22 protein-coding genes are annotated in these 22,484 nt (G+C 72.0%); 12 read left to right on the top strand and 10 right to left on the bottom strand.

All coding sequences use genetic code 11. The features are described from left to right. Position 1: 1 nt before the first annotated feature. Positions 2 to 1,804, bottom strand: coding sequence for an aspartate--tRNA ligase (gene aspS / locus AB0M88_RS26435; protein ID WP_364106676.1), 1,803 nt, complete (start codon positions 1,802 to 1,804; stop codon positions 2 to 4). Between the two features lie 72 nt (positions 1,805 to 1,876). Continuing rightward, positions 1,877 to 2,560, bottom strand: coding sequence for a hypothetical protein (locus AB0M88_RS26430; protein WP_364106674.1), 684 nt, complete (start codon positions 2,558 to 2,560; stop codon positions 1,877 to 1,879). 115 nt (positions 2,561 to 2,675) lie between these two features. Between AB0M88_RS26430 and AB0M88_RS26425 the strand changes: the two genes are divergently transcribed. Next, on the top strand, positions 2,676 to 3,683 hold the full coding sequence (locus AB0M88_RS26425; protein WP_364106672.1) for an AsnC family transcriptional regulator: 1,008 nt from the start codon (positions 2,676 to 2,678) through the stop codon (positions 3,681 to 3,683). Between the two features lie 110 nt (positions 3,684 to 3,793). On the opposite strand, the gene AB0M88_RS26420 is transcribed toward AB0M88_RS26425, so the two are convergent. The 3 genes from AB0M88_RS26420 to AB0M88_RS26410 form a co-directional block, all read right to left on the bottom strand. Further along, positions 3,794 to 5,329 carry an MFS transporter gene (locus AB0M88_RS26420; protein ID WP_364106670.1) on the bottom strand — a complete coding sequence of 512 codons (1,536 nt, stop codon included), beginning with the start codon at positions 5,327 to 5,329 and terminating at the stop codon, positions 3,794 to 3,796. A 126-nt stretch (positions 5,330 to 5,455) separates the two neighbouring features. Further along, the gene (locus AB0M88_RS26415; protein WP_364106668.1) at positions 5,456 to 6,058 is read right to left on the bottom strand and encodes a 2-phosphosulfolactate phosphatase; all 603 of its coding nucleotides are present in this window, start codon (positions 6,056 to 6,058) and stop codon (positions 5,456 to 5,458) included. Then, positions 6,055 to 6,567, bottom strand: a complete 513-nt coding sequence (locus AB0M88_RS26410; RefSeq protein WP_364106666.1) for a GNAT family N-acetyltransferase — start codon at positions 6,565 to 6,567, stop codon at positions 6,055 to 6,057. Before AB0M88_RS26410 ends, AB0M88_RS26415 begins: the two co-directional genes overlap by 4 nt. Before the next feature lie 630 nt (positions 6,568 to 7,197). Between AB0M88_RS26410 and AB0M88_RS26405 the strand changes: the two genes are divergently transcribed. Next, positions 7,198 to 7,545, top strand: a complete 348-nt coding sequence (locus AB0M88_RS26405) for a peptidase inhibitor family I36 protein (protein WP_364106708.1) — start codon at positions 7,198 to 7,200, stop codon at positions 7,543 to 7,545. A gap of 72 nt (positions 7,546 to 7,617) precedes the next feature. Beyond that, positions 7,618 to 8,475: a hypothetical protein gene (locus tag AB0M88_RS26400; RefSeq protein ID WP_364106664.1), complete on the top strand. Its 858-nt coding sequence runs from the start codon at positions 7,618 to 7,620 to the stop codon at positions 8,473 to 8,475. A gap of 48 nt (positions 8,476 to 8,523) precedes the next feature. Here the strand turns inward: AB0M88_RS26400 and AB0M88_RS26395 are convergent, their stop codons facing one another. After that, a complete protein-coding gene (locus tag AB0M88_RS26395; protein ID WP_364106662.1) occupies positions 8,524 to 9,705 on the bottom strand; it encodes an alanine racemase in 1,182 nt (393 codons plus the stop codon). 8 nt (positions 9,706 to 9,713) lie between these two features. Further along, on the bottom strand, positions 9,714 to 11,261 hold the full coding sequence (locus AB0M88_RS26390; protein ID WP_364106660.1) for a beta-N-acetylhexosaminidase: 1,548 nt from the start codon (positions 11,259 to 11,261) through the stop codon (positions 9,714 to 9,716). A gap of 40 nt (positions 11,262 to 11,301) precedes the next feature. On the opposite strand from AB0M88_RS26390, the gene AB0M88_RS26385 reads away from it, so the two are divergent. The 9 genes from AB0M88_RS26385 to AB0M88_RS26345 all read left to right on the top strand — a co-directional run bounded on the left by AB0M88_RS26385 (position 11,302) and on the right by AB0M88_RS26345 (position 18,710). Further along, on the top strand, positions 11,302 to 12,486 hold the full coding sequence (locus AB0M88_RS26385) for a transcriptional regulator (protein ID WP_364106658.1): 1,185 nt from the start codon (positions 11,302 to 11,304) through the stop codon (positions 12,484 to 12,486). Continuing rightward, the gene (locus tag AB0M88_RS26380; protein ID WP_364106656.1) at positions 12,483 to 13,724 is read left to right on the top strand and encodes an amidohydrolase/deacetylase family metallohydrolase; all 1,242 of its coding nucleotides are present in this window, start codon (positions 12,483 to 12,485) and stop codon (positions 13,722 to 13,724) included. The genes AB0M88_RS26385 and AB0M88_RS26380 overlap by 4 nt, the downstream gene beginning before the upstream one ends. After that, a complete protein-coding gene (locus tag AB0M88_RS26375) occupies positions 13,724 to 14,104 on the top strand; it encodes a RidA family protein (protein WP_364106654.1) in 381 nt (126 codons plus the stop codon). The genes AB0M88_RS26380 and AB0M88_RS26375 overlap by 1 nt, the downstream gene beginning before the upstream one ends. 136 nt (positions 14,105 to 14,240) lie before the next feature. Beyond that, on the top strand, positions 14,241 to 14,543 hold the full coding sequence (locus tag AB0M88_RS26370) for an urease subunit gamma (protein ID WP_364106652.1): 303 nt from the start codon (positions 14,241 to 14,243) through the stop codon (positions 14,541 to 14,543). Further along, positions 14,540 to 14,893 (top strand): urease subunit beta, encoded by a 354-nt coding sequence (locus AB0M88_RS26365; RefSeq protein WP_364106650.1) that lies wholly within the window; start codon positions 14,540 to 14,542, stop codon positions 14,891 to 14,893. Before AB0M88_RS26370 ends, AB0M88_RS26365 begins: the two co-directional genes overlap by 4 nt. Continuing rightward, on the top strand, positions 14,890 to 16,608 hold the full coding sequence (locus AB0M88_RS26360; RefSeq protein WP_364106648.1) for an urease subunit alpha: 1,719 nt from the start codon (positions 14,890 to 14,892) through the stop codon (positions 16,606 to 16,608). The genes AB0M88_RS26365 and AB0M88_RS26360 overlap by 4 nt, the downstream gene beginning before the upstream one ends. Beyond that, on the top strand, positions 16,608 to 17,258 hold the full coding sequence (locus tag AB0M88_RS26355; RefSeq protein ID WP_364106646.1) for an urease accessory UreF family protein: 651 nt from the start codon (positions 16,608 to 16,610) through the stop codon (positions 17,256 to 17,258). The genes AB0M88_RS26360 and AB0M88_RS26355 overlap by 1 nt, the downstream gene beginning before the upstream one ends. A 67-nt stretch (positions 17,259 to 17,325) precedes the next feature. Further along, positions 17,326 to 18,012 (top strand): urease accessory protein UreG, encoded by a 687-nt coding sequence (gene ureG, locus AB0M88_RS26350; RefSeq protein WP_364106706.1) that lies wholly within the window; start codon positions 17,326 to 17,328, stop codon positions 18,010 to 18,012. Then, positions 18,009 to 18,710 carry an urease accessory protein UreD gene (locus AB0M88_RS26345; protein ID WP_364106644.1) on the top strand — a complete coding sequence of 234 codons (702 nt, stop codon included), beginning with the start codon at positions 18,009 to 18,011 and terminating at the stop codon, positions 18,708 to 18,710. The genes ureG and AB0M88_RS26345 overlap by 4 nt, the downstream gene beginning before the upstream one ends. Here the strand turns inward: AB0M88_RS26345 and AB0M88_RS26340 are convergent, their stop codons facing one another. The 3 genes from AB0M88_RS26340 to AB0M88_RS26330 form a co-directional block, all read right to left on the bottom strand. After that, a complete protein-coding gene (locus AB0M88_RS26340) occupies positions 18,711 to 19,613 on the bottom strand; it encodes a sigma-70 family RNA polymerase sigma factor (RefSeq protein ID WP_364106642.1) in 903 nt (300 codons plus the stop codon). Between the two features lie 140 nt (positions 19,614 to 19,753). Further along, positions 19,754 to 20,038 (bottom strand): hypothetical protein, encoded by a 285-nt coding sequence (locus AB0M88_RS26335; protein WP_364106640.1) that lies wholly within the window; start codon positions 20,036 to 20,038, stop codon positions 19,754 to 19,756. Positions 20,039 to 20,279: 241 nt separating this feature from the next. Further along, complete coding sequence (locus AB0M88_RS26330; protein WP_364106638.1) at positions 20,280 to 22,361, bottom strand: serine/threonine-protein kinase; 2,082 nt, start codon at positions 22,359 to 22,361, stop codon at positions 20,280 to 20,282. Positions 22,362 to 22,484 lie beyond the last annotated feature (123 nt).

Below are 22,484 nucleotides of genomic sequence, written 5' to 3'. Positions count from 1 at the left end.
GCTAGTTGGAGTGCTCGACCGGGACGGCCTGGCCGTCGGTGCCGGGCGTGCCGGCGGTCGCCTTCGGCTTGGCGTCGATGCCGGCCTCGAGCCGCTGCTGGGCGGTGATCGGGGTCGGCGCGGTGGTCAGCGGGTCGAACCCGCCGCGGGTCTTCGGGAACGCGATGACCTCGCGGATCGAGTCGTTCCCGGAGAGCAGCATGCAGGTGCGGTCCCAGCCGATGGCGATGCCGGCGTGCGGCGGCGGGCCGTACTTGAACGCCTCGAGCAGGAAACCGAACTTGTCCTGCGCCTCCTCCGGCGTGATGCCGAGCAGGTCGAAGACCCGGCTCTGCACGTCGGCCCGATGGATACGGACGCTGCCGCCGCCGATCTCGTTGCCGTTGCAGACGATGTCGTACGCATAGGCGAGCGCCTGGTCGGGCGCCTCCTCGAAGCGGTCCATCCACTCCGCGTTGGGCGAGGTGAAGGGGTGGTGCACCGCCGTCCAGCCGCCCTCGTCGGTCTTCTCGAACATCGGCGCGTCGACGACCCAGCAGAACGCCCAGGCGCTCTCGTCGATGAGGTTCGACCGCTTGGCGATCTCGATGCGAGCCGCGCCGAGCAGCTCCTGGGCCTCACGACGCTCGTTGGCGGCGGCAAAGAAGATCGCGTCGCCCGGCTTCGCACCGACCGTGTCGGCGAGCCCGTCCAGGTGCGATGACGAGAGGTTCTTCGCGACCGGGCCGCGAGCCTCGCCCGTCTCCGAATCGAGCACCACGTAGGCCAGACCCCGCGCACCGCGCGCCTTCGCCCAGTCCTGCCAGCCGTCGAGCTCCTTGCGGGTCTGCGAAGCGCCGCCCGGCATGACGACCGCGCCGACGTAGCCGCCGGCCGCGATGGCGCCGGCGAAGACCCGGAACTCGGTGCCGTTCAGATACGACGTGAGGTCGACCAGCTCGACCCCGTAGCGCAGGTCGGGCTTGTCGGAGCCGTAGCGGTTCATCGCGTCGGTCCAGGTGATGCGCGGAATCGGCCGCGGGATGTCATATCCCGCCAGCTCGCTCCACAATTTGCCGACGATCTCTTCGCCGAGCGCGATGATGTCGTCCTGGGTGACGAACGACATCTCGATGTCGAGCTGGGTGAACTCGGGCTGCCGGTCGGCCCGGAAGTCCTCGTCGCGGTAGCAGCGGGCGATCTGGTAGTAGCGCTCCATGCCGGCCACCATCAGCAGCTGCTTGAACAGCTGCGGAGACTGGGGAAGCGCGTACCACGTGCCGGGCTGCAGGCGGACCGGGACCAGGAAGTCGCGGGCGCCCTCGGGGGTCGACCGGGTCAGGGTCGGCGTCTCGATCTCGTTGAAGTCGCGCGCGTGCAGCACCTCGCGGGCGATCTGGTTGGCCCGGCTGCGCAGGCGCAGCGCCTTGGCCGGCCCGCTGCGGCGCAGATCGAGATAGCGGTATTTCAGCCGGAGATCGTCCGACGCGGTGACCGTGTCGTCGATCGGCAGCGGCAGCGCGGCCGCCTCCGAGAGCACGACCAGCTCGGACGCGACCACCTCGACCTCGCCGGTCGGCAGCTCGGGGTTGTCGTTGCCCTCCGGCCGCCGGCTGACCTCGCCGGTGACCTTCACACAGAACTCGTTGCGCAGGGCGTGCGCGTCCTCCTCGCGGAAGACCACCTGCACGACGCCGGACGCGTCGCGCAGGTCGACGAAGATGACACCGCCGTGGTCGCGCCGGCGGGCCACCCACCCGGCGAGCGTCACCGTCGTGCCGGCGTCGCTCGCGCGGAGCGTCCCGGCGTCATGGGTACGGATCACGGCAGTTCTCTCCTCACAAAGCTGTCTCGAACGCAACGGCCATTCTGTCAGGGTGGCTCGGCCGGACGTCCGTCAGCCCGTGACTTTCCACGAGGTCGCCCGCATGCCGGCGATCCCGGTCTGCGCCACGTCGGTCACCTCGATCAGCACCATGTCGGGCGGGCTGGCCGCGGTGAGCACGCACAACGCGGCCCCCTTGCGCACCTGGACGCTGGCACCGGGGCCGAGCGGGCGCGTACGGACGGCGTCGCCACACCCGGCGGCGTCGATGTCGCTGGTGCCCACCTGGGCCCCGGCGGTGGCACCCGGGCCGAGGGTCAGGCTGGGCGGCTGGTCGCCGCACCGGCTGTCGTAGCGCAGGTCGCTCACGCTCTCGCCGGCGTTCGCCCGCGGCTCGTCGAGATCCAGGAACATCACCGCGGAGCAGCCCACCTGCACCCGCAGGGGTTCCTGCGCGTACGCGACGGCATAGCCCCCGCCCGCCTCCGGCGCGACGGTCGTCACCGCCTTCCCGGCCCCGGCCGCGACCGCCTTCGTCTTCAGCGCCCGCCAGGCGAGCAGGCCCGCGACGCCGGCGACGTTGAGCGCGAACATCGCCACCACGAGCGCGAGCAGACCCCAGTTGCGTACCCGCGGTTTGGCGGTCCGCTTGCCGAGCGGCTCGGTCGGGCCGTCCGGGATCGGGTCCTCGCGTATCCGATTGATCGGGTAGGCCTGGGCCGGCAGGTTCCGGTTCGTCGTCTTGAAAAGCGACATAAGGCGGCTCCGGTTTTGAAGGGGACAATCCGGACCCTAAGCGGGTCGTCCATCGAGACCCATCCCCCGTCGAGGCGACTCACCTCTGCGAGGTAGACCGCCATAGAATCGACGAATGGCGACCGATTCCCTCACGCTCGATCGCATCGACCGGCAGATCCTCCACGCGTTGCAGATCGCCCCGCGGGCGCCCTTCGCCCGCATCGCCACGGTGCTCGAGGTGTCGGAGCAGACGGTCGCCCGACGATTCCAGCGGATGCGCACCCACGGGGTGGTCCGCATAACCGCGCTGCCCGAGCCGTCGCACCAGCCCGGCACGGCGAGCTGGACGCTGCGCATCGGCTGCCGCCCGGGCAGCGCGGCCGGTCTGGCCGACGCCCTGGCCCGCCGGTCCGACACGGCGTGGGTGAGCATCGGCGCGGGCGGTGCCGAGGTCACCTGCCAGGCCAACATCGACGACACCCGGGGCGTGACCGACGGCCTGCTCTACCACCTGCCCCGCGCCTCGAGCGTGCTCACGTTCAGCGCCCACCAGATGCTGCACCGGTTCGCCGGCCGCGGCGAGGTCGACTGGATCGCCCGCGGCAACCCGCTGAGCGACGGGCAGCAGGCCATCCTGACCGAGGGCGCGCCGGCCGAGGGCGACGGCGACGCCACGATCACGCCTGCCGACCACCGCCTGATCAGCGCGCTCAGCCGCGACGGCCGGGCCGGCTGGGCCACGCTCGCCGAGGCGTCCGGGCTGACCCAGCGGCAGGCCGCCAACCGGGTCGCCGACCTGGTCGCGAGCGGCGCCGTCTTCTTCCACCTCGACGTGGCCCACGAGGTCATCGGGCTGCGCTCGGTGGCCATGCTCTGGTTCACGGTCTCGCCGGCCGACCTGGCCGCGGTCGGCGCCCGGCTGGCCGACCACCTGGAGCTGGCTTTCGCGGCCGCGACGACCGGCCAGCACAACATCATGGCGTCGGCGCTGTGCTCGAGCCCGGCCGAGCTCTACCGCTACATCACCACCGAGGTCGCCGCGATCGAGGGCGTCCGCACGGTCGAGACGGTCCCCCAGCTCACCCGGGTCAAGCAGGCCTTCTTCCTGCTCGAGAACGGCCGCCTCCGCGACCCGGCCTGAGAACCCGCCGCCTCCGCGACCCGGCCCGAGAACCCGCCGCCTGCGCGACCCGGCCCGAGAACCCGCCGCCTGCGCGACCCGATCCGAGGCGGGCCGCGGAGGGCGACCGGTCAGGCGACCGCGGTCGGCTCCGGTGCCGCCGCCTGGCCGGCCGGGGCGGCGTGCTCCGGCCGGGATGCCGGGCGGACCAGCAGGAAGACCGCCAGCGAGCCCAGCAGGCCCGCGCCTCCCGCGATGAGGAACGCCACGTCGAGGCCCGAGGCGAAGGCGCCGTGGAAGGCCGTCGAGACCGTTCCGCGTACGTTGTCGGGAACCGTGGCCAGGATGCGGCCGGCCTGGCCGGCCGCCAGAGCGTGGGCCGTCCGGTCGGGGTCTGGGGCGTTGTGGCCGGCCAGGTAGTGGGCCGCCCGCGAGGCGAACGCCGTGCCCAGCACCGCGATGCCGATCGCGAAGCCGAGCTGCCGGGCCGTCGTCAGCGAGCCCGCCGCCATGCCGCTGCGCCGCGGCGGCACCGCGCCCATCGCCGACGAGGCCAGCGTCGGCATGACCAGGCCGACCCCGACGCCGATCAGCGCATAGCCGCCCTGCAGCGCCGGCCAGCTCGACGTGGCGTGCACCAGCACGGCGTTGAGCAGGGAGCCGAGCCCGATCAGGAGCATGCCCGAGCCGATGATCGCGCGGGGCGAGCGGCCGTGCAGGCGGGCACCGGCGATGCCCGACGCGACCATCGAGCCGATCGAGACGAGAAGGCCGGTGAGGCCGGCCTTGAGCGGGCTCATGCCGTTGACCGACTGCAGCCAGATCGAGGTGTAGGTGAACGCCGCGAACGCCGCGAAGTTGACCAGCAGGGCGGCGATCAGGATGCCGGTGAAGGACCGGTTGCGCAGCAGGCCGAGGTCGAACATCGCGTGCGGGCTGCGCCACTGGATCAGCACGAAGCCGGTCAGCGCGACCGCGCTCAGCACGATCAGCCCCCAGGTCTGCAGCGACGACCAGCCCTCGTCGTTGGCCCGGATCACGGCCAGGGTCAGCGCGGTCGCCGCGATCGTGAAGGTCACGGTGCCCGCGAGGTCGAACCGGCCCGGCTGCCGCTTGCCGTCGTGGGCCAGCGCCACGAAGCACATCGTGATCGCGAGCACGCTGATCGGCAGGTTGACCAGGAAGATCCAGCGCCAGCTGAACCCCTCGGTCAGCAGGCCACCGAGGATCGGCCCGACGGCCGCGGCGGCGCCGGAGACGCCACCCCAGATCCCGTACGCGACGCCGCGCTCCCGCCCCTGATAGGAGCTGTTGAGCAGCGCGAAGGTCGTGGTGAACATCGCCGCCGCCCCCACGCCCTGCACCACCCGCGACGTGATCAGCATCGCCGGGTCGCTCGCGACGCCGCAGGTCAGCGAGGCGAGCGCGAAGAGCGTCAGGCCGCCGACGTAGAGCCGCCGGTGCCCGAACATGTCGCCGAGCGCGCCCGCCCCGAGCAGCAGCACGCCGAGCGACAGCGCATAGCCGTCGACGACCCACTGCAGCGAGTTGAACGACGTCTTCAGGTCGCCGGACATCTGCGGGAGCGCGACGTTCACGATGGTGACGTCGATGAGCAGCATGAAGGTGCCCAGGCAGATGGTCACCAGTGGCCACCACTTACGCATTGGTTTCTCTTCCTCTGGAAGCTTGTCGTTGACGGCCCCACCTTCGGGCAGCCGTCCCGTTTCCGCCAGCGATCTCGCCGATCGTGGCGCTTTCCTCCATCACAGCCCGGTCCATCACCACAACCTCTAGACCAGCGGCTCGGCGCGCCCGGATCCGCCATCGACGAACCACCCGCCCCGCAGCACCGGCACGGCCCTGCTCACCGACTCCTCCGCCGCCATCGCGACGTCGCTCCCGAACCCGATCGCCGCCAGCTCAACCCCACTGCCGGTCGAGGACAGCGAGTCGCTCACGCTCCCCGCGACCGAGGCGTACGCCGTCCGCGCGGCCGCCGCCTCCGGCGAGATCGACCGCCCGCCGGCCAGCGCATCGATGACCGCCCCGGCTCCCCACAGGTCTTCGACCGCGGGCCGCAGGCCGCCGTCCGGCCGCCGCACCCCGGCCGGCGGATCGAGCAGGCTCCGCGGCGACAGGCTGATCTTCCCCGGCCCGGCCTCGGACCGGCCGACGGCAAGGGTCGCGTCGTGCTCCGCGGCCAGTTCCTTCGCATCGCGCCCGGGAAACGGCATCACGGCGATGTCCCGCTCGACCGCCAGCGCCAGCGTCGTGGTGAAGGAGAGCACGTCGACGACCACGACGACGGCCGCGCCGGGCGCCACCGCCGCGGCCCCGCTCGGCCCCCAGTCGAACCGCAGGTCATAGGCCGCCTGGCCGCACACCGCGTTCACCGTCGAGCCCCGCGCAGGTCGAACCGCCAGTCGTTGCAGCGGATCCAGCTGCCCTTCGGAAATTCGAAGTCGACCTCTTCGACCAGGGAGAACCCGGCCCGCGCGCACACCGAGTTGGACGCCGCATTGCCGATTTTCGGATATGCGTGCGCCCAGTCGTGCCGCCCGGTCGCCGCGGCCCGCTCCAGCACGGCCGCCGTCGCCCCCACCGCGAGCCCGCGCCGCTGGAAGCCGGTCAGCACCTTCCACGCCAGCTCATAGACGGTCTCGCCGCGCCACTCCCGCTCCCAGTAGCCCACCGACCCGACCGGCTCCGCCTCCCCGTCCACCATGATCAGGAGGAACTCGCCCTCGCCCTGCAGCTTGGTGTCAAGAAAGTTCCGATGCCGGGACACCAGCACCGCCTCCGCCTCGACGCCGGCCAGGTGCGCCTGCATCTCGGGCGTGTTCGCCCGCCGCTCGAGCACCAGCCCGCGCTCATCCCACGGCTCCAGCCAGAAGTCAGCCATGCCGCACATGCTGCCCCGGGGGTACGACATTTCCGCGACCCGGGACTGTTCTCGGCGATTCTGGCTCAGGTGAAGCCGCCCGGTGCTCGACGTTGAGTTCATGCGGTCGTGGAAGCAGACGACTCTGCGGTTTGGCCGTGGGCGCGCGGAGAGCACCACCGAGTCGTACGGGAGCATCTGACCGTGGTGCGTCGCGACGGGTATTCGCCAAGTCCCGGCGGGAGCAGGTCCGGTCGGTCGACGCCCCGTCGGTGCGGGCGTGGCTGCATGCGGCCACCTCCCGCTCGGCATAGGTGTAGGCCCCGCCCAGGGTCGGCATCTCCTCGGTCACCGCGTCCAGGCGTCGGTGCCGGCCGCGCGCATTTGCCGTGGTGAGTGACCGCTGCCACCAGAATGCGCCCGCTCCCCGGGAGAAACTGCGCGCCACTTGGCGGTGGCTCCGGCCGGAAGAAGAGGCGCCGTCCCTGACGGGGAAATCACACAATTCCTCAGTACGGGGTGACGTCAGCGCGCCGATCGGGTGGAGAGACGGTTCGCGAATCAGGAAACGCTTGACGTTGTGCAAACATCATCGGCGTAAACGAACACCGGTTCCCAGGCCCGACCGAAAGGAAATGCATCGTGAAGAAGATGCTGGCGGCCGCCGCCCTCGTGCTGGCCCCGATGGCCGGTGTCGCCGTCGCGACCCCGGCCTCGGCCGCGGACGACTGCCCGGCGCACTCGTTCTGCCTCTATCCGACCAGCGACTATCGGGACCCCCAATTTGTGGCCTCGTCTTCGGAAGGCTGCCGAAACCTGCACGGTCTTATCGACAACAACGCGAACGCCATGCGGAATTACACCGACCGGACGATTATTCTGTGGGACTTCCCCGGCTGCACCGGCGATCTCACCTACACCGCGCGGCCGGAGTCCTACGACAACAATTTTCATAACAACGGCTTCACCGACAAAGCCAGCTCGTTCAAGCGGATCTGAAGTCCGACGTTCGCCGGCTGAGATCCGCGCTCGGTGGGTCTCAGCCTCGATATCCAGGCAGGGAGCCGGCCGATGTCGCGCAGGATCGCCTTTCTCGCGCTCGTCACCCTGCTCGCCGGCGGCTGCGTGCCGGCCGCCAGGCCGATCCCTGCCCCGACGCCGGCTTTCCCGCCGTCCGAGCAGGTCAAGGCGCTGGCGCTGCCGCTCGACGCGTACAGCCCGTCGCTGGCCGAGCTCTACACCTCGGCGAACGCCCGGGATCGGCTCACCCGCGACTGCCTGAAGGCGGCCGGCCTGGACTGGAAAGTCATCGCGCGGCCGACCAGCGTCGGCGACTACCGCAACCGGCGCCGCTACGGCGTGATCGAGCGGCCCGTTGCGCGCGATTTCGGCTACCACGTGCCGGTCGGCCTGCTGACGCCCGCGATCGTCGACGAGTTGAACAATGCGCGGGACAACAGCCTCAGCCCACGCCAGAGGGACGCCGCCTACGGCCCGGACGGATGCGCCGCCCAGGCGGCCCGGCAATTGCCGGCCGATCCCGGCCCGGCTGCCGCGCAACTGGCCCGGATCGACCATGCCTCGCTGACCGACTCGCAGCGCGCGCCCCGAGTCGCCGCGGCAATGGCCTCCTGGCGGAATTGCATGGCGCGGCGCGGTTTGCACTACGGAAATCCGTTCGCGGCGGTCTCGGACCGCCGCTGGTGGGCCACCGAATCGGCCGGCCCGTCGCCCGCGGAGAAATCGGTCGCGGTGGCCGACGTCGACTGCAAGGAACAGTCGAAGCTGGTCGACGAATGGCACGCGGCGGAGGTCGGCCTTCAGCACGACCTGATCCAGCGGAACGCGGCCACGCTCGAGCGCGTCAAGGCCGGCCTGGACAGCGAACGCGCGAGGGCAAGTGCCGTACTCGCCACCGAACTCAGCTGAGGCGGAGGCCGCCGATGACCAGGGCGGGTCAGAAAAGCTCGCCGGCCTTCAGAAGTACGTGTGGAGGACGTCAACGACCCGGTGGTCGTCGTCCACGACCGGGATGTCGCGCCACTTGTCGAAGGCCGTGCACGGGTGGGAGATGCCGAAGCGGATGAGGTCCCCCGGGGTCAGCGGCGACGAGCCGGTCGCCAGGTAGGTGTGGTGGTCGTTCATCCTGGTGACCGTCATGCCGTCCGGGGACGGTGAGGGGCCCGCCCGGCGGACCTCGTAGACCACCGGCAGCCCCTCGTCGAAGGGTGCGTCGCGCTTGCCCATGCCGACGATCGCGAGTCCGGGCTCCGGGGTGGAGATGACCTGCGCCCACAGTTCGAGCGCGGCGGTCAGCGGGCCTTCCCCGGGCACCCGCCGGAACGGCGTGCGCTCCCGGTAGAAGCCGTCGTCGTGCGAGACCGAGGCGCCGCTGCGGAGCAGGACGCGCAGGCCGGACAGCCGGGCGACCACCCGGTCGAACCAGGCGCTGCCGCCGGCCGACACCAGCGGTTCGGCGGGCAGGAGGTCCTTGAGCCGGGTGACTCCGGCCGCCAGGAGGTCGAGGAACGCGTCGACCGACGCGACGTCGGGCAACTGGCCCTCATAGCCGGTGACGCCGGCGAGCGAGAGGCGCGGCGCTCCGTTGACGGCCGATGCCACCGCGTGGAGCTCGTCCAGGGAGCGCGCGCCGGTGCGCCCGCCGGCATGGCCCAGCTCGACGAAGACCCGCAGTCGGCCGGCCGGCACGGCGGCGGCCGCCGCGACCCCGGCCAGGGAATCCACCTGCAGGTAGACCTCGAAATCGGGGGCCGTGGCCAGCCACCGCAGGGCGACCGGGTCGAGGACCTCGTTGGCAATGAAGACCCGGGGCACGCCGAGCCGATGGAGCACCAGCGCCTGGTTGGGCGTGGCCACGGTCATTCCCCACGCGCCGGCCGACAGCTGGGCGGCGATCAGGCCGGGGGCCATCGTGGTTTTGGCGTGCGGGGCGAATTCGATGTCGTGGCGCCGCGAATATGCGGCCATCAGTTCAATGTTGTGGAGGGCCGCCGACTGCCGGAGGGTCAGTAGTGGCCAGGTGAATCCGCCCTCGAAGAGGCCGGGGCGGTCGGCCGCATACCAGGAGGCGGGGCGTTCCCCGTCGGGCAGCCAGAATCCCTTGCTGCGCCAGTCGACCGTCGTCTCCGGAACGTCCACCGAGCCTCCTACCGTCGCAGGTCCGCGGTCATCTCGTGCAGCTGGGCCAGGCGATCGGCGAGCGTGCGCGGATAGCCGGGTGCGTCCGGCCGAGCATCCCACGGGCGGGGCCCGGACAGTGGACGGTAGTTGACCCCCAGCGCGTCGAGCCGGGAAAGGTGCGGTTCGAGCCGGGCCGAGAAATCGGCGAAGTCGCGGTCGGCGGCCGGCGTCCACAAGGCCTCGGCGATCGCGCACAGTCTCGGATAGGCCATGTAGTCGACCCGGCGGGCCGATTCCATGTGCTCGGTCCAGATGTTGGCCTGGCCGCCGATGACCCGGGACGCCTCGGTCGCGGTGAGATCGGACGGGACCGGTTCGAAGGCGTACGCGTCGGAAAGCGTGAGCAGCGTGCCCACCGGCGTCGGTTCGCCGGGGTCCTCGGACTGGCGGTAGTCGAGGTAGGCCGCGATGTCGGGGCACGCGATGACGTCGTGCCCGGCGCGGGCGGCGATCCGGGTCGGCTCGACCCCGCGCCAGGCCGCGATGAGGGCGCCGGAGGGCGCGCCGCCGCCGAGGATCTCGTCCCAGCCGAATACGCGGCGGTCGCGGGTGGCCAGATGGGCGGCCATCTGCGCGGTGAACCACGACTGCACCTCCAGAGGCGACGGCACCCCGGCGGCGGCCCACTCGTCGGCCGGGCACTCGTCGCCGCCGATCCCGATGAACTCGGAGGGAAACAGGTCGCAGACGTGGTCGAGCACGACCCGGCAGAAGTCGAGCGCCTCGGGCCCGACGTTCAGGACGTGCGACGAGATGCCCCACTCGGTGCGGACGCCGCCCGAGAAACCGTTTCCGAGCTGGGGATAGGCGGCGATCGCGGCCTGCATGTGCCCGGGCATGTCGATCTCGGGGACGACCGTGATGAAGCGCTCGGCCGCGTACGCCACGATCTCCCGCAGGTCGTCCGAGGTGTAGAAGCCGCCGTGCGGTCGCCCGTCCTGCTTCTCGTGCATGCGTGCCCCGAGCATGCTCGACGGCCGCCACGCCCCGACCGAGGTGAGCCGCGGCCATCCGGGCACCTCGAACCGCCAGCCCTGGTCGTCGGTCAGGTGCAGGTGCAGCACGTTGAGCTTGTGGAAGGCGGCCCGGTCGAGGAAGCGGAGCACGTCCGGCACGGGCATGTAGTGGCGGGCCACGTCGAGCATGACCCCGCGCCACGCGAACCGGGGCTCGTCGGTGATCTGGACGGCCGGCAGCTCGATGGAGGCGGGCGCGAAGGCCCGGCGGAGCGTCCACGGCGGCAGCAGCTGGCGCAGCGTCTGGGCGCCGTGGAAGACCGCCTCGGGGGAGCCACCGGCGATGTCGATGCGGTCGGGGGCGACGCTCAGCGCGTACGAGAAAGGAGCTCGCGCCTCCAGGCGCAGGGTGACCCCTCCGAATCCGGGCGGGAGCTCGCCGCGGAGCCAGGCGGCGACGCCGTCGAGGGACGGCTCGGCGGTGATCGTGCCGCCGGGGAGCGGTGTGAAGACGCCGGGAAGCGACGTCACGGAAACCGGGCGCGGGATCACAGTCATGGTTCGTTTATAGTTCGTTAAACGGGCGGGAGAGTCAACGATGGTGATCGGGCTGGTCGTGCACGACGACCACCGCGCGCGCTTCGCGGCCGCGGCGGCCACCCTCACCGGCGTCGACGTGGCCTGGGCGACCTACCGCGAGGAGATCGACATCCGCGACCGGGTGGCCGAGCTGCTGCGCGACGATCGACCCGACGGCGTGCTGCTCGGTCCGGTGCCATGGGCCCGTTCGCGCGACCTGATCCCGCCCGGCCTGCCGGTCGCGATCACCCTCCCGGGCGCGCTGGATCTGGCCCTGGCCTGGGCCCGAGCCGAAGAAAAGACCCCGGTCAGCATCGACACGTTCAGCCGGGCGACCGTCGACGAGGTGGCCGCCGCACTGGAGCTCGATCCGGCGGAGATCAGGTGCCAGCCGTTCGATCCCGGCCGGCCGGTCGACGAGGTGGTCCAATTCCACCGTGAACAGGCCGCCCCGTACGTCATCAGCGTGCGCACCGGCGTCGCCGCCGCCCTGGGCAGCCGGGTGATCAGCGCCCACCCGACCCCCGAGGCCATCCGCGCCGACCTGCACGAGCTCGCCCTGCGCATCCGGGCCCACGGCCAGCGTTTCGCGGCCGCGGTCTTCGTCGAGCCCGGCCTCCGGCGACGGCTGAAGGCCATGCCCGAGTTCGCCGACGCCTGGATCGACGGCGAAAAGGTGTTCGGGCCGGCCGCGCTGTTCGAGCGGGCCACCCAGCGCTGGACCACGCTGCCGGCCGGACGGGCGGCCGGGTTCGGCATCGGCGCGACCGCCCGGCTCACCGTGGACCTGGCCGAGCGCGCGGCCGCCCGGGCCCGCGCGGAGGCCGGGCCGGCCGGCTACCTGTTCACCGACGACGGCCTGACCATCGGCCCGATCGGCGGGTCCGGGCCGCCGCTGGCCTGGTCCCACCGGGCGCACGGCGCCCACGGCGGCCTGGCCGCGCTGGCCGAACGGGCCGGGCTGAGCGCCGCCACCCTGTCGAGGCTGGCCGCGGTCGAGCGGGGCCGGGACGGGCGGCCGCTCTCCCCCGGCGAGCTGGCCCGCACCCTGGGCATCACCGATCCGAGCGGGCGGCGGCTGATCCGCAAGCTGAGCGCGGCCGACCTGGCAGTCTCGGACGGGAGCGCGCAGGCCTACCGCAAGGGCCGCCCGACCCGGCTCTACCGGCTGGCGATCAACCGGGCGCTGAAGGAGGCGAAGTGACCTGGGATCTGCTGGTCGCCGGCGGCCGGCTGGCCGACGGCGGGCAGGCCGACATCGCGATCAGCGACGGGGTGATCGCGGCGGTGGGCCCCGGCCTGCCCCGCGACGCATCGGACATCGTGGATGCCACCACCAAACTCGTCACCCCCGGGCTGATCGATCTCCACACCCACGTCGGCGCCGGCTACTGGGGCATCGACCCCGACGCGACCGCCTGGTACTCCGGCGTCACCACCTGGGTCGACGCCGGATCGGCCGGCGCCTACACGATCGACGGGCTGCGGCGGGTCGCGGCCGGCTCCGCCCTGCGCATACCGGCCCTGCTCAACATCTCGGCGGTCGGCCTGGCCGGGCGCACCGGCGAGAGCCGCGACCTCGGCAACTGCGACGTCGCACTGGCCACCGACACCCTGCAGAAACACCGCGACCTGCTGCGCGGCGTCAAGGTGCGGATCGACCGTGACACGGTCGGCGACAACGGCGTCGAGCCCCTGCGGCGCGGCCTGGCGGCGGCCGGACGAGCCGGGGTCCCGGTCATGGTCCACATCGGCACCGCCCCGCCCTCCCTCGACGAGGTGCTCGACCTGCTGAGGCCGGGCGACATCGTCACCCACTGCGCGAGCGGGATCGCGGCACCGCTCGGCCCGGCCGTCCACGCGGCGGTCGAACGCGGAGTGCTCCTCGACATCGGCCACGGCTCGGGCGCGTTCGCGTTCGACGTGCTCGAACGCCAGCTCGACGCCGGTCTGCGCCCGCACACGATCTCGACCGACCTGCACGCCCGCTCGCTGCACGGCCCGGTCTTCGACCTGCCGACCACGATGGCCAAGCTGCTCGCGGCCGGCCTCACGCTGAGCGAGGTGGTCACCGCCACCACCGAGGCACCGGCCCGCGCGCTCGGCCTGCCCGGCGGGCGGCTCGTCCCCGGCGCGCCGGCCGACCTCGCGGTCTTCGCGGTCCGGGAGGAAGAATTCGAGGTCACCGACGCTCACCGCCAGGTGCGCCGGTCACCCTTGCGGCTGGTCAATGAGCTGACGTACGCCGGGGGGCGTGCACTCATCCCCCGGCTGCCGGCCCCGGTGCCACCCTGGATCCCGCTGACCGACGCCCAACGAGCGGCGCTGGCCCGCCGCGACCGGTCGTTGCGGGCACTGCTTGCCACACCGCTGGTGGGCGTCGACGGCCTCGCCGAACAGTTCCCCCGAGAGTCCGAACCGAGAGAAAACAGGAGTTCCTGATGCCCAAGCGCGCTGTCATGACCGACCAGGCCGCCCCGCACGGAGGGCCGTACTCGCACGCGGTCGTCGCCGGCGACACCATCTACCTGGCCGGCGCGGTCCCGGCGCTGCCCGACGGCACCCGGGTGACCGGCAGCTTCACCGAGCAGGCCCACGCCGCGTTCCGCAACCTGGCCGCGGTCGCCGAGGCGGCCGGCTCCAGCCTCGACCAGGCCGTACGGGTCGGCGTCTACCTGCGTGACTTCGCCGACTTCGCCGAGCTCAACGAGGTCTACAAGCAGTACATCAAGGGCGACAACCTGCCGGTCCGCACCACGCTGCCGGTGCCGCTGGTCGGCTTCGACATCGAGATCGACGCGATCCTCTACACCGGGGCCTGACCGTACCCTTCCGGGCCTCAGCGGCGACTTTCCTCCTCGGAAGCCGCCGCTGAGTGTTCTGATCGTCCCTGAGCCGGTAACACGTCGGAAACGACGTGCTGCGAGCATCGCAGGACACCCCGCCCCGGGAGGCCCGTTGTTCCTCAGCCAGCACGAGCAGGAACGCCTGCTGATCCACGTCGCGGCGGACGTCGCCCGGCGGCGGCGGGAACGCGGCCTACGCCTCAACCATCCGGAGGCGATGGCGATCATCACGGCCTTTCTGCTCGAGGGGGCGCGCGACGGCAGTACGGTCGCCGACCTGATGGATGCCGGACGCCGTGTCCTGACCCGCGACGACGTGCTCGACGGCGTGCCCGAGATGCTGACCGAGGTGCAGGTCGAGGCCACCTTCCCGGACGGCACCAAGCTGGTCACCGTGCACGGGCCGATCTCGTGATCCCGGGCGAGATCATCCCCGGCACCGGGGACATCGAGATCAACCCGGGGCGGCCGCGACTCGCACTGACCGTACGCAACACCGGCGACCGCCCGGTCCAGGTCGGATCGCACTACCACTTCGCCGAGGCGAACGCGGCCCTAGACTTCGACCGGGCGGCCGCCTGGGGCCATCGGCTGGCGGTTCCGGCCGGCACGTCGGTCCGCTTCGAGCCGGGCATGCCCCGCGACGTCTCGCTCGTGCCGCTGGGCGGCAACCGCGTCGTGCCCGGGCTGCGCGGCCTGGCCGGCGGCCCCCTCGACGCCGGACCGGCGGTCGCGCCGGCACCCGAGCACGGGAACCCCCGGTGACCTCGCTCGATCGCGGCCGGTACGCCGCCCTCTATGGACCGACCACCGGCGACCGGGTACGCCTGGCCGACACCAACCTGCTGATCGAGATCGAGGAGGATCGCAGCTCGGGGCCGGCGCCGGGCGACGAGGTTGTCTTCGGCGGCGGCAAGGTGATCCGCGAGTCGATGGGCCAGTCCCGGGCCACTCGGGCCGAAGGCACCCCCGACACCGTGATCACGGGGGCGGTCGTCCTCGACCACTGGGGCGTGATCAAGGCGGACGTCGGCATCCGGGACGGGCGGATCGTCGCCCTCGGCAAGGCCGGCAACCCGGACACGATGGACGGTGTCCACCCGGCCCTGGTCGTCGGCCCGGGCACCGAGGTGATCGCCGGCAACGGCCGCATCCTGACCGCCGGCGCGGTCGACAGCCACGTCCACCTGATCAGTCCGACGATCCTGAACACCGCGCTGGCCTCCGGCGTCACCACGATCGTCGGTGGCGGCACCGGCCCGGCCGAGGGCACCAAGGCGACCACGGTGACGCCCAACTCGTGGCACCTGGCCCGCATGCTCGAGGCGCTCGACGTCTTCCCGGTCAATGTGCTGCTGCTCGGCAAGGGCAACACGACGTCCGAGGAAGCGATGTGGGAGCAGCTGCGGGGTGGCGCGGGCGGCTTCAAGCTCCACGAGGACTGGGGCACCACGCCCGCCGCGATCGACGCCTGCCTGCGGGTGTGCGACGCCTCCGGGGTGCAGGCGGCGATCCACACCGACACGCTCAACGAGGCCGGCTTCGTCGAGGAGACGCTGCGGGCGATCGCCGGCCGGTCGATCCACGCCTATCACACCGAAGGCGCGGGCGGCGGGCACGCGCCCGACATCATCACGGTCGCGGGCATGGGCAACGTCCTGCCGTCGTCGACCAACCCGACCCGGCCGTACACCCGCAACACCCTCAGCGAGCACCTCGACATGCTGATGGTCTGCCACCACCTCAACCCGGCCGTACCGGAGGACCTGGCTTTCGCGGAAAGCCGGATCCGCCCGTCGACCATGGCCGCCGAGGACCTTCTGCACGACCTCGGCGCGATCTCGATGATCGGCTCCGACTCGCAGGCGATGGGACGCGCCGGCGAGGTCGTCATGCGCACCTGGCAGACCGCCCACGTCATGAAGGCGCGCCGGGGCGCCCTGGCCGGCGACGGCCCGGCCGACAACCATCGCGCCCGGCGGTACGTCGCGAAATACACGATCTGCCCGGCGGTCACGCACGGCATGGCGGCCCAGATCGGTTCGGTCGAGCCGGGCAAGCTGGCCGATCTGGTGCTGTGGGACCCGGCGTTCTTCGGCGTGCGGCCCGCCCTGGTCCTCAAGGGCGGCATGATCGCCCTGGCCCAGATCGGCGATGCGAACGCCTCGATCCCGACACCCCAGCCGATGCTGCCGAGGCCCATGTTCGGTGCCTACGGCGCGGTGCCGGCCCAGACGTCGGTCGCGTTCGTGGCGCCGGCCGCCATCGATGCCATGCTGGCCGACCGGATCGGGGTGAAGCGGGCGCTCGTCGCGGTCGACGACACCCGTGCGGTGGTCAAGGCCGACCTGCCCCGCAACGACGCGACGCCCCTCATCGAGGTCGAGCCGGACACGTTCACGGTCCGCGTCGACGGCGAGGTGGTGGAGCCGGAGCCGGTCACCGAGCTGCCGATGGCCCAGCGCTACTTCCTGTTCTGATGAGCCTCGCGATGCTCCTGGTCCTGGCCGACGGCCGGCTGCCGGCGGGCGGGCACGCCCATTCGGGCGGCTTGGAGGCGGCCGCGGCGGCCGGCCGGGTTGTCGATCTGGCCTCCCTCGACGGCTTCCTCCGCGGGCGCCTGGCGACCTCCGGAGTCGTGGCGGCGGCTTTCACGGCGGCCGCTTGCGCCCGCGTTGCGGACGAGCGCCTGGATTCGCTCGACGAGGGACTCGACGCGCGCACTCCGTCGCCGGCGCTGCGGAAGGCCTCACGCGCGCAGGGCCGAGCGCTGATGCGGGCCGCCCGAGCGATGTGGCCCGTCGGCGACATCGGCCGGGAACCGCACCACCCGATCGCCCTCGGAGCGGCCGCGGCGGCCGCCGGCCTCACTCCACGCGACGCCGCGACCGCCGCCGCCTACGGATCGCTCACCGGCCCGGCAACGGCCGCGGTCCGGCTGCTCGGCCTCGACCCGTACGGCACTCATGCGCTGCTGGCCACCTTGGCGGCCGACTGCGACCGCATCGCCGGGGAAGCCGCCGATCACGCCCACGACCCGGTCGACGAACTGCCGGCGGACAGTGCTCCCTGGCTCGACATCGGTGCCGAACACCACGCCACCTGGGAGGTGCGTCTCTTTGCATCCTGACGAGCGTCCTGAGACCGAGCCCACCGGCGGCGCCTGGCCACGCCCGTCGGCCGGCTATGAACCGCACATCCATGACCCGGACGACGTCCCGCACACGCATCCGGACCCGGCGGTCGATCCCCATCAACCGCTGCGGCAAACCGGCCGCGCCCTGCGGATCGGCATCGGCGGCCCGGTCGGATCCGGCAAGACCGCCCTGGTCGCCGCCCTCTGCCGCGCTCTCGGCGAGGAACTGCGGCTCGCCGTGGTCACCAACGACATCTACACCACCGAGGACGCCGACTTCCTGCTGCGCAACGGCGTCCTCCCGGTCGAGCGGATCCGCGCCGTCGAGACCGGCTGCTGCCCGCACACCGCGATCCGGGACGACATCTCGGCCAACCTGGACGCAATCGAGGACCTGGAAGCGGGCGAGGGGCCGCTCGATCTGGTGCTGGTCGAGAGCGGCGGCGACAACCTGACCGCCACCTTCAGCCGTGGACTGATCGACCGGCAGATCTTCGTGATCGACGTGGCCGGCGGCGACAAGGTGCCGCGCAAGGGCGGCCCCGGGGTCACGAAGGCCGACCTGCTCGTCATCAACAAGACCGACCTGGCCCCGCTGGTCGGGGCCGATCTCGCGGTCATGGACGCCGACGCCAAGGCACGCCGGGGCGACCGGCCGACGATGTTCCTGTCGCTGGTCGAGGACCGTGGGGCGACCTCGGTGGCCGACTGGATCCGCGGCCTGGTCGTCAACCACGTGAACGCGTGAAAGCCCGCGCCCGCCTGGTCGCGGCACCGGGCGACCGGCTCACCGTCCTGCGCGGGGAGCCACCGCTCCTGCTCCGGCGCACCGGTCCGGCGACCGTGCACCTGGTCGGCGGCGCGGCCGGTCCGCTGCGCGGCGACGACCTGCGGCTGGAGATCGAGGTCGAGGCGGGCGCCGAGCTGACCGTCCGCGGCGTGGCCGCCCAGATCGCGCTGCCCGGCCCCGGCGAAACGCCCTCCCGCCTGGAGATCCGGGCGACGGTCGGGCCGGACGCCACGCTGCGCTGGCTGCCGGAGCCCCTGATCGCGGCGGCCGGCTGCGACCACCGCACGGTCACTCACGCCGAGGTGGCCGAGGGCGGCCGGTTGCTCTGGCGCGATGACCTGGTCTTCGGCCGGCAAGGCGAGCCGTCCGGCTCGCTGCGGAGTCGCGCTCTCTTCCGGTACGCCGGGAGCACCGTCTACCGCCAGGACCTGGCCGCCGGCCCGGACGCGACCGGGTCGGCGGGCCCGGCCGTACTCGGGAAAGCGCAAGCCCTGGGCACCCTGCTGGCCCTTCCCGGGGTGGCGACGTGGCCGCCGCACGGCGCCGGCGTGGCGTCGATGCCGCTGGCCGGCCCCGGGGTGGTCATCACCGCCCTCGGGGCCGACATCCGCGGCGTCCGAGCCGCGCTCGACCCGATCGGCCTGGAGAAGGGCTGATCAGGCCGCGACCGCGATCGGCACACCGTGGGCGTCGGTCAGCGCCAGACGCGTGTGCAGGTTGCCCTGCTGGGCGACCCGGGCGAAATACTCCGAGCGGCGCCGCTGCAGGCAGCCCTTGCGGGTGCGCGGGCCACCGGCCGCCACGGTCAGCAGCTCCGGTGCGAGCGAGCTGTTCAGGCCCTCGCGCAGCAGCTGGAGCGCCTCGGTGCGCAGCTGGGAGATCCGCGACTCGGTCACCCCAAGGCGGGCGGCGACGTCGCTGAGCGGCTGCTCCTGCAGGAACGACTCGGTGACGACGGTACGCAACCGCTCCGGCAGCGCCTGGATCGCCTGGTGCAGATAGCCCAGGCGTTCCCGCTTGAGCAGCAGGTCCTCCGGGCCCTCGGACGTCTCCGGCACCATCTCCTCGGCCGCGCCGGTCGGGAATCCCTGCAGGCTGAGCAGGGCGGCCTTCTGCACGTCGTCCTCGACCGTGGCCAGTTCGGCCACGCCGATCCCCAGCATCTCGGCGACCTCGGCGTCGGTCGGCGTACGGCCGAGCGCCGCGGTCAGTTCCTGCCGGGCGGCGGCGGTCCGCCGGGCCCGGGCGCGTACGGAACGGCTGGCCCAGTCCTGGCCGCGCAGTTCGTCCAGCAGGGCGCCGCGGATGCGTACCGCGGCGAACCGGTGGAACGGGATGCCCCTCGTCACGTCGAACGACCGGGCGGCGGACAGCAGCGCGGCGAATCCGGCCGAGGACAGGTCATCGGAATGCACATGGCCTGGTACCCGGTTGAGCAACTCCCGGACCAGATGGCCAACCATCGGCATGTTCTCGCGGATCAGGTCCTCGATGTCGCGCGCGCTGGGCGCGTCGTGGGTCACGCCGATGGTGGCGGGGAGTTCGGTCGTGGCAGTCACGTGGTCCTCCTCGCTCATACGACCGGTTGGTGAAAACCGGCTGACGAGGAGAACTTTTGCGGCCGTCGGGTGCAGCGTTGGCCGAACTCGGTTGCTTTTGTGGTGTTTTTTGCGAGAAAAGCTCAGGTGCGGGGCGGGCGCTAGCGGAGGGCGGCGGCACGTCGGGGCGCGAGGACCCCGGTGAGCTCGGAGTGCACCCAGTTCATGCGGCGCACGGCGTTGTCGGGGTGGTCGCCGAACTCGGCGGCCACGTCGGCCGCGCAACCATCGCTGCCGTGCATCAGGATCATCGCCGTGACGGCCTGCTCGACCGTTTCCCGGTTCGGACGCTCGGACGGCTGCAGGTTGGAGACGAACAGGGCCTCCGCAGCCAGGTCCCTGACGATGGTGATCATGTCGAACTCCCCGTTGAGCGACTTCTGCATCTACGCCGGAGATCTTTGCCCGGTCGGAGCCCGTTTCAGGCCAACCTCATCTTCCCCGCGCACCCGGATCCCCTCGGCAGCCACGCCGTACGGTTTTGGGGGCGAAGGATCGAAGGTCAGGGGATGCCTCCCGGAAAGTGCCTCCTGCATTCGGTTTCACCCTAACGCGGGCATCGGCCGCCCGGCGCGTGCTTTTTCGCCGGACGGCCGATGCCGTGATCGTTACGTGACCTCGCCCCCGTCAGGGAGTGGGGCAATCCTCGAAAGCCGGGTCGCAATTGACATCGTGCGAGGGCGGACCACTGGTCGGATCGGTGGTCGGAGCCGTGGTCGGATCGGTGGTCGGAGCCGTGGTCGGGTCCGCCGGGTCCGGTACAACGGGATCGCCCTCGCCACCGTCGCCACCATTGCCGTCGGCGGGGTCGCTTGGTGACGCACTGGCGCTGGTCGACGTACTGCCGCCGTTGGGCTGGGTGTGCGGCCCGTCGTTTGGCGGAGCCGTCGTCGGCTTGATGTGCACGATGCCCTTGGGGTCGACCGAGATGCCCGGCACCGGAGTGCTCGAACTCGACACCGGCGTCGGCGCCAGCCGCACCGTCCCGTTGGATAGGTGCTCGACCTGCTGGGACGGCGCTCCCGGCTTCGGCGACACGAACGTCTCGCACGTGTCACCGTTGAGCTTGAACGCCATCGGAGCCGCGTTGTTGAGCACGTAGTTGCCGGTGATCGGCATCGTCAGCGTCTTCTGCGGGTCGAGCGTCGTCGCCGACGTGACCGTGACCTGGTGCGCGTCCTGAGTCAGGTGCACGTCGTTGAGCACCCGGCCGGAGACCGTCTGGTCACCCGGCATCAGGAACCAGAGGCTCCAGTCCTTCACCGCCGAATCGGCCCGGTTGGCCACCGTCACCTGGGCGCTGAATCGGCCCTGGGTATCGGTGTAGACCGCGTAGCTGACCACGCACTTGCCGCTCACCGGCACCACCGATGGCTGCGCGTTCGGCGACGACGTGTTCGGGTTCTTGTCGGCGGCCAGGCTCCACGCGTAGGTCCCGACGGTCAGTGCCGCGACCGCCGCGGCGACGAAGAGCACCCGCCGGGTGTGCTGGTTGCGGTAACGCCCGTTGCGGGAGTTGCCGGTGTCGCCCGAGTCGCCGCCTCCGGAGCGCGGCGGCCCGCCCGGCCCCGCCCCCGCCGGAGGCTGGTTGTCATAGGCCGGCCGCAGCCCGGGGTTGCCCTCGGCCGACGGCGTGTTGATCTCGGGCCCACTCCGCAGCGCGGCGAACCGGCTGTTGCGCGCCGCCGCACCGGCCAGCGGACCGGACTGGTCCTCGGCCGCCGGCGCGGGAGCCGGCGAGATCGGGGCGGCCGGAGCGTCCGGACGCCCGAACCGGTCGGTCCACGAGCGCGCCGACGGGAGGATCGTGGTGTCCTCCGCCGACTCCGACGACCAGTCCGCGGCATAGCCACGGGCCGGCGCCGGGGCGCCCGCCGCGATGCCGGCCAGCACGTGGGCCAGCTCGGCACTCGACGGGCGGTCGGACGGCCGTTTTTCCAGGCACCGGCCGACCAGCGCCGAGACCGAGTCGGGCAGGCCTTCGACCGCCGGCAGCGGGTCGGGCTCCACGTATTGGTGGGCCCGCAGCAGCGCGGTGGTGGTGCCGACGTCCCATGGCAGCTGACCGATCAGCGTGCGGTAGATCAGCAGGCCGACCGCGTAGACGTCGGTGGCCGGGCTGACCTGGCCACCCTCGAGCCGCTCGGGCGCGAGGTAGGCCGGGGTGCCGAGCAGGCTGCCGTCGGGGTCTATGTCGTTCTCACCGATCAGGGCCGAGATGCCGAAGTCGACGACCTTGGCCCCGCTCGGGGTGAGCATGACGTTGGCCGGGGTGACGTCACGGTGCACGATGCCGCGCGCGTGCGCGGCGGCGAGCGCCGCGGCCACCTCGGAAGTTATCCGGACGACGGCCTGCCAGGGCAGGCGCCGGACCCGGGCCAGGACGGCGGCCAGCGACTCGCCGTCGATCAGTTCCATAACCACGTACGGCACGGGCTCACCGTCGACGGTGGTCGCCTCGCCGTAGTCGTAGACATTCGTGATGTGCGGATGGCTCAGCCGGGCGGCCGCCTGTGCCTCGGCACGCAGGCGGCGACGGAACGAGGGATCGGTGCTGGTCGAGGGAGGGAGAACCTTCACCGCGACCTGACGACCCAACACTTCGTCGAAACCCCGCCATACCACTGACATCCCGCCGGCGCCGAGCCGCTCGACCAGTCGGTATCGACTGGCCAGCAGGCTCGAACCGGGCAGGTCCGTCGTGCTCATGTGCCCCCACATGGCGCTTTCGAAGAAACGCCGAGCCGCACCGCCATGCCACTCGACGTCGGGGCGGTTCCGGCCCGCCATCGGACCGAAGCATTCCCCATCGACGGCGTGGATGTTAGCGGA

The organism is Actinoplanes sp. NPDC051411, assembly GCF_040682075.1.
Classification (GTDB): Bacteria; Actinomycetota; Actinomycetes; order Mycobacteriales; family Micromonosporaceae; genus Actinoplanes.
This window is presented reverse-complemented; position numbering and strand designations above follow the sequence as displayed.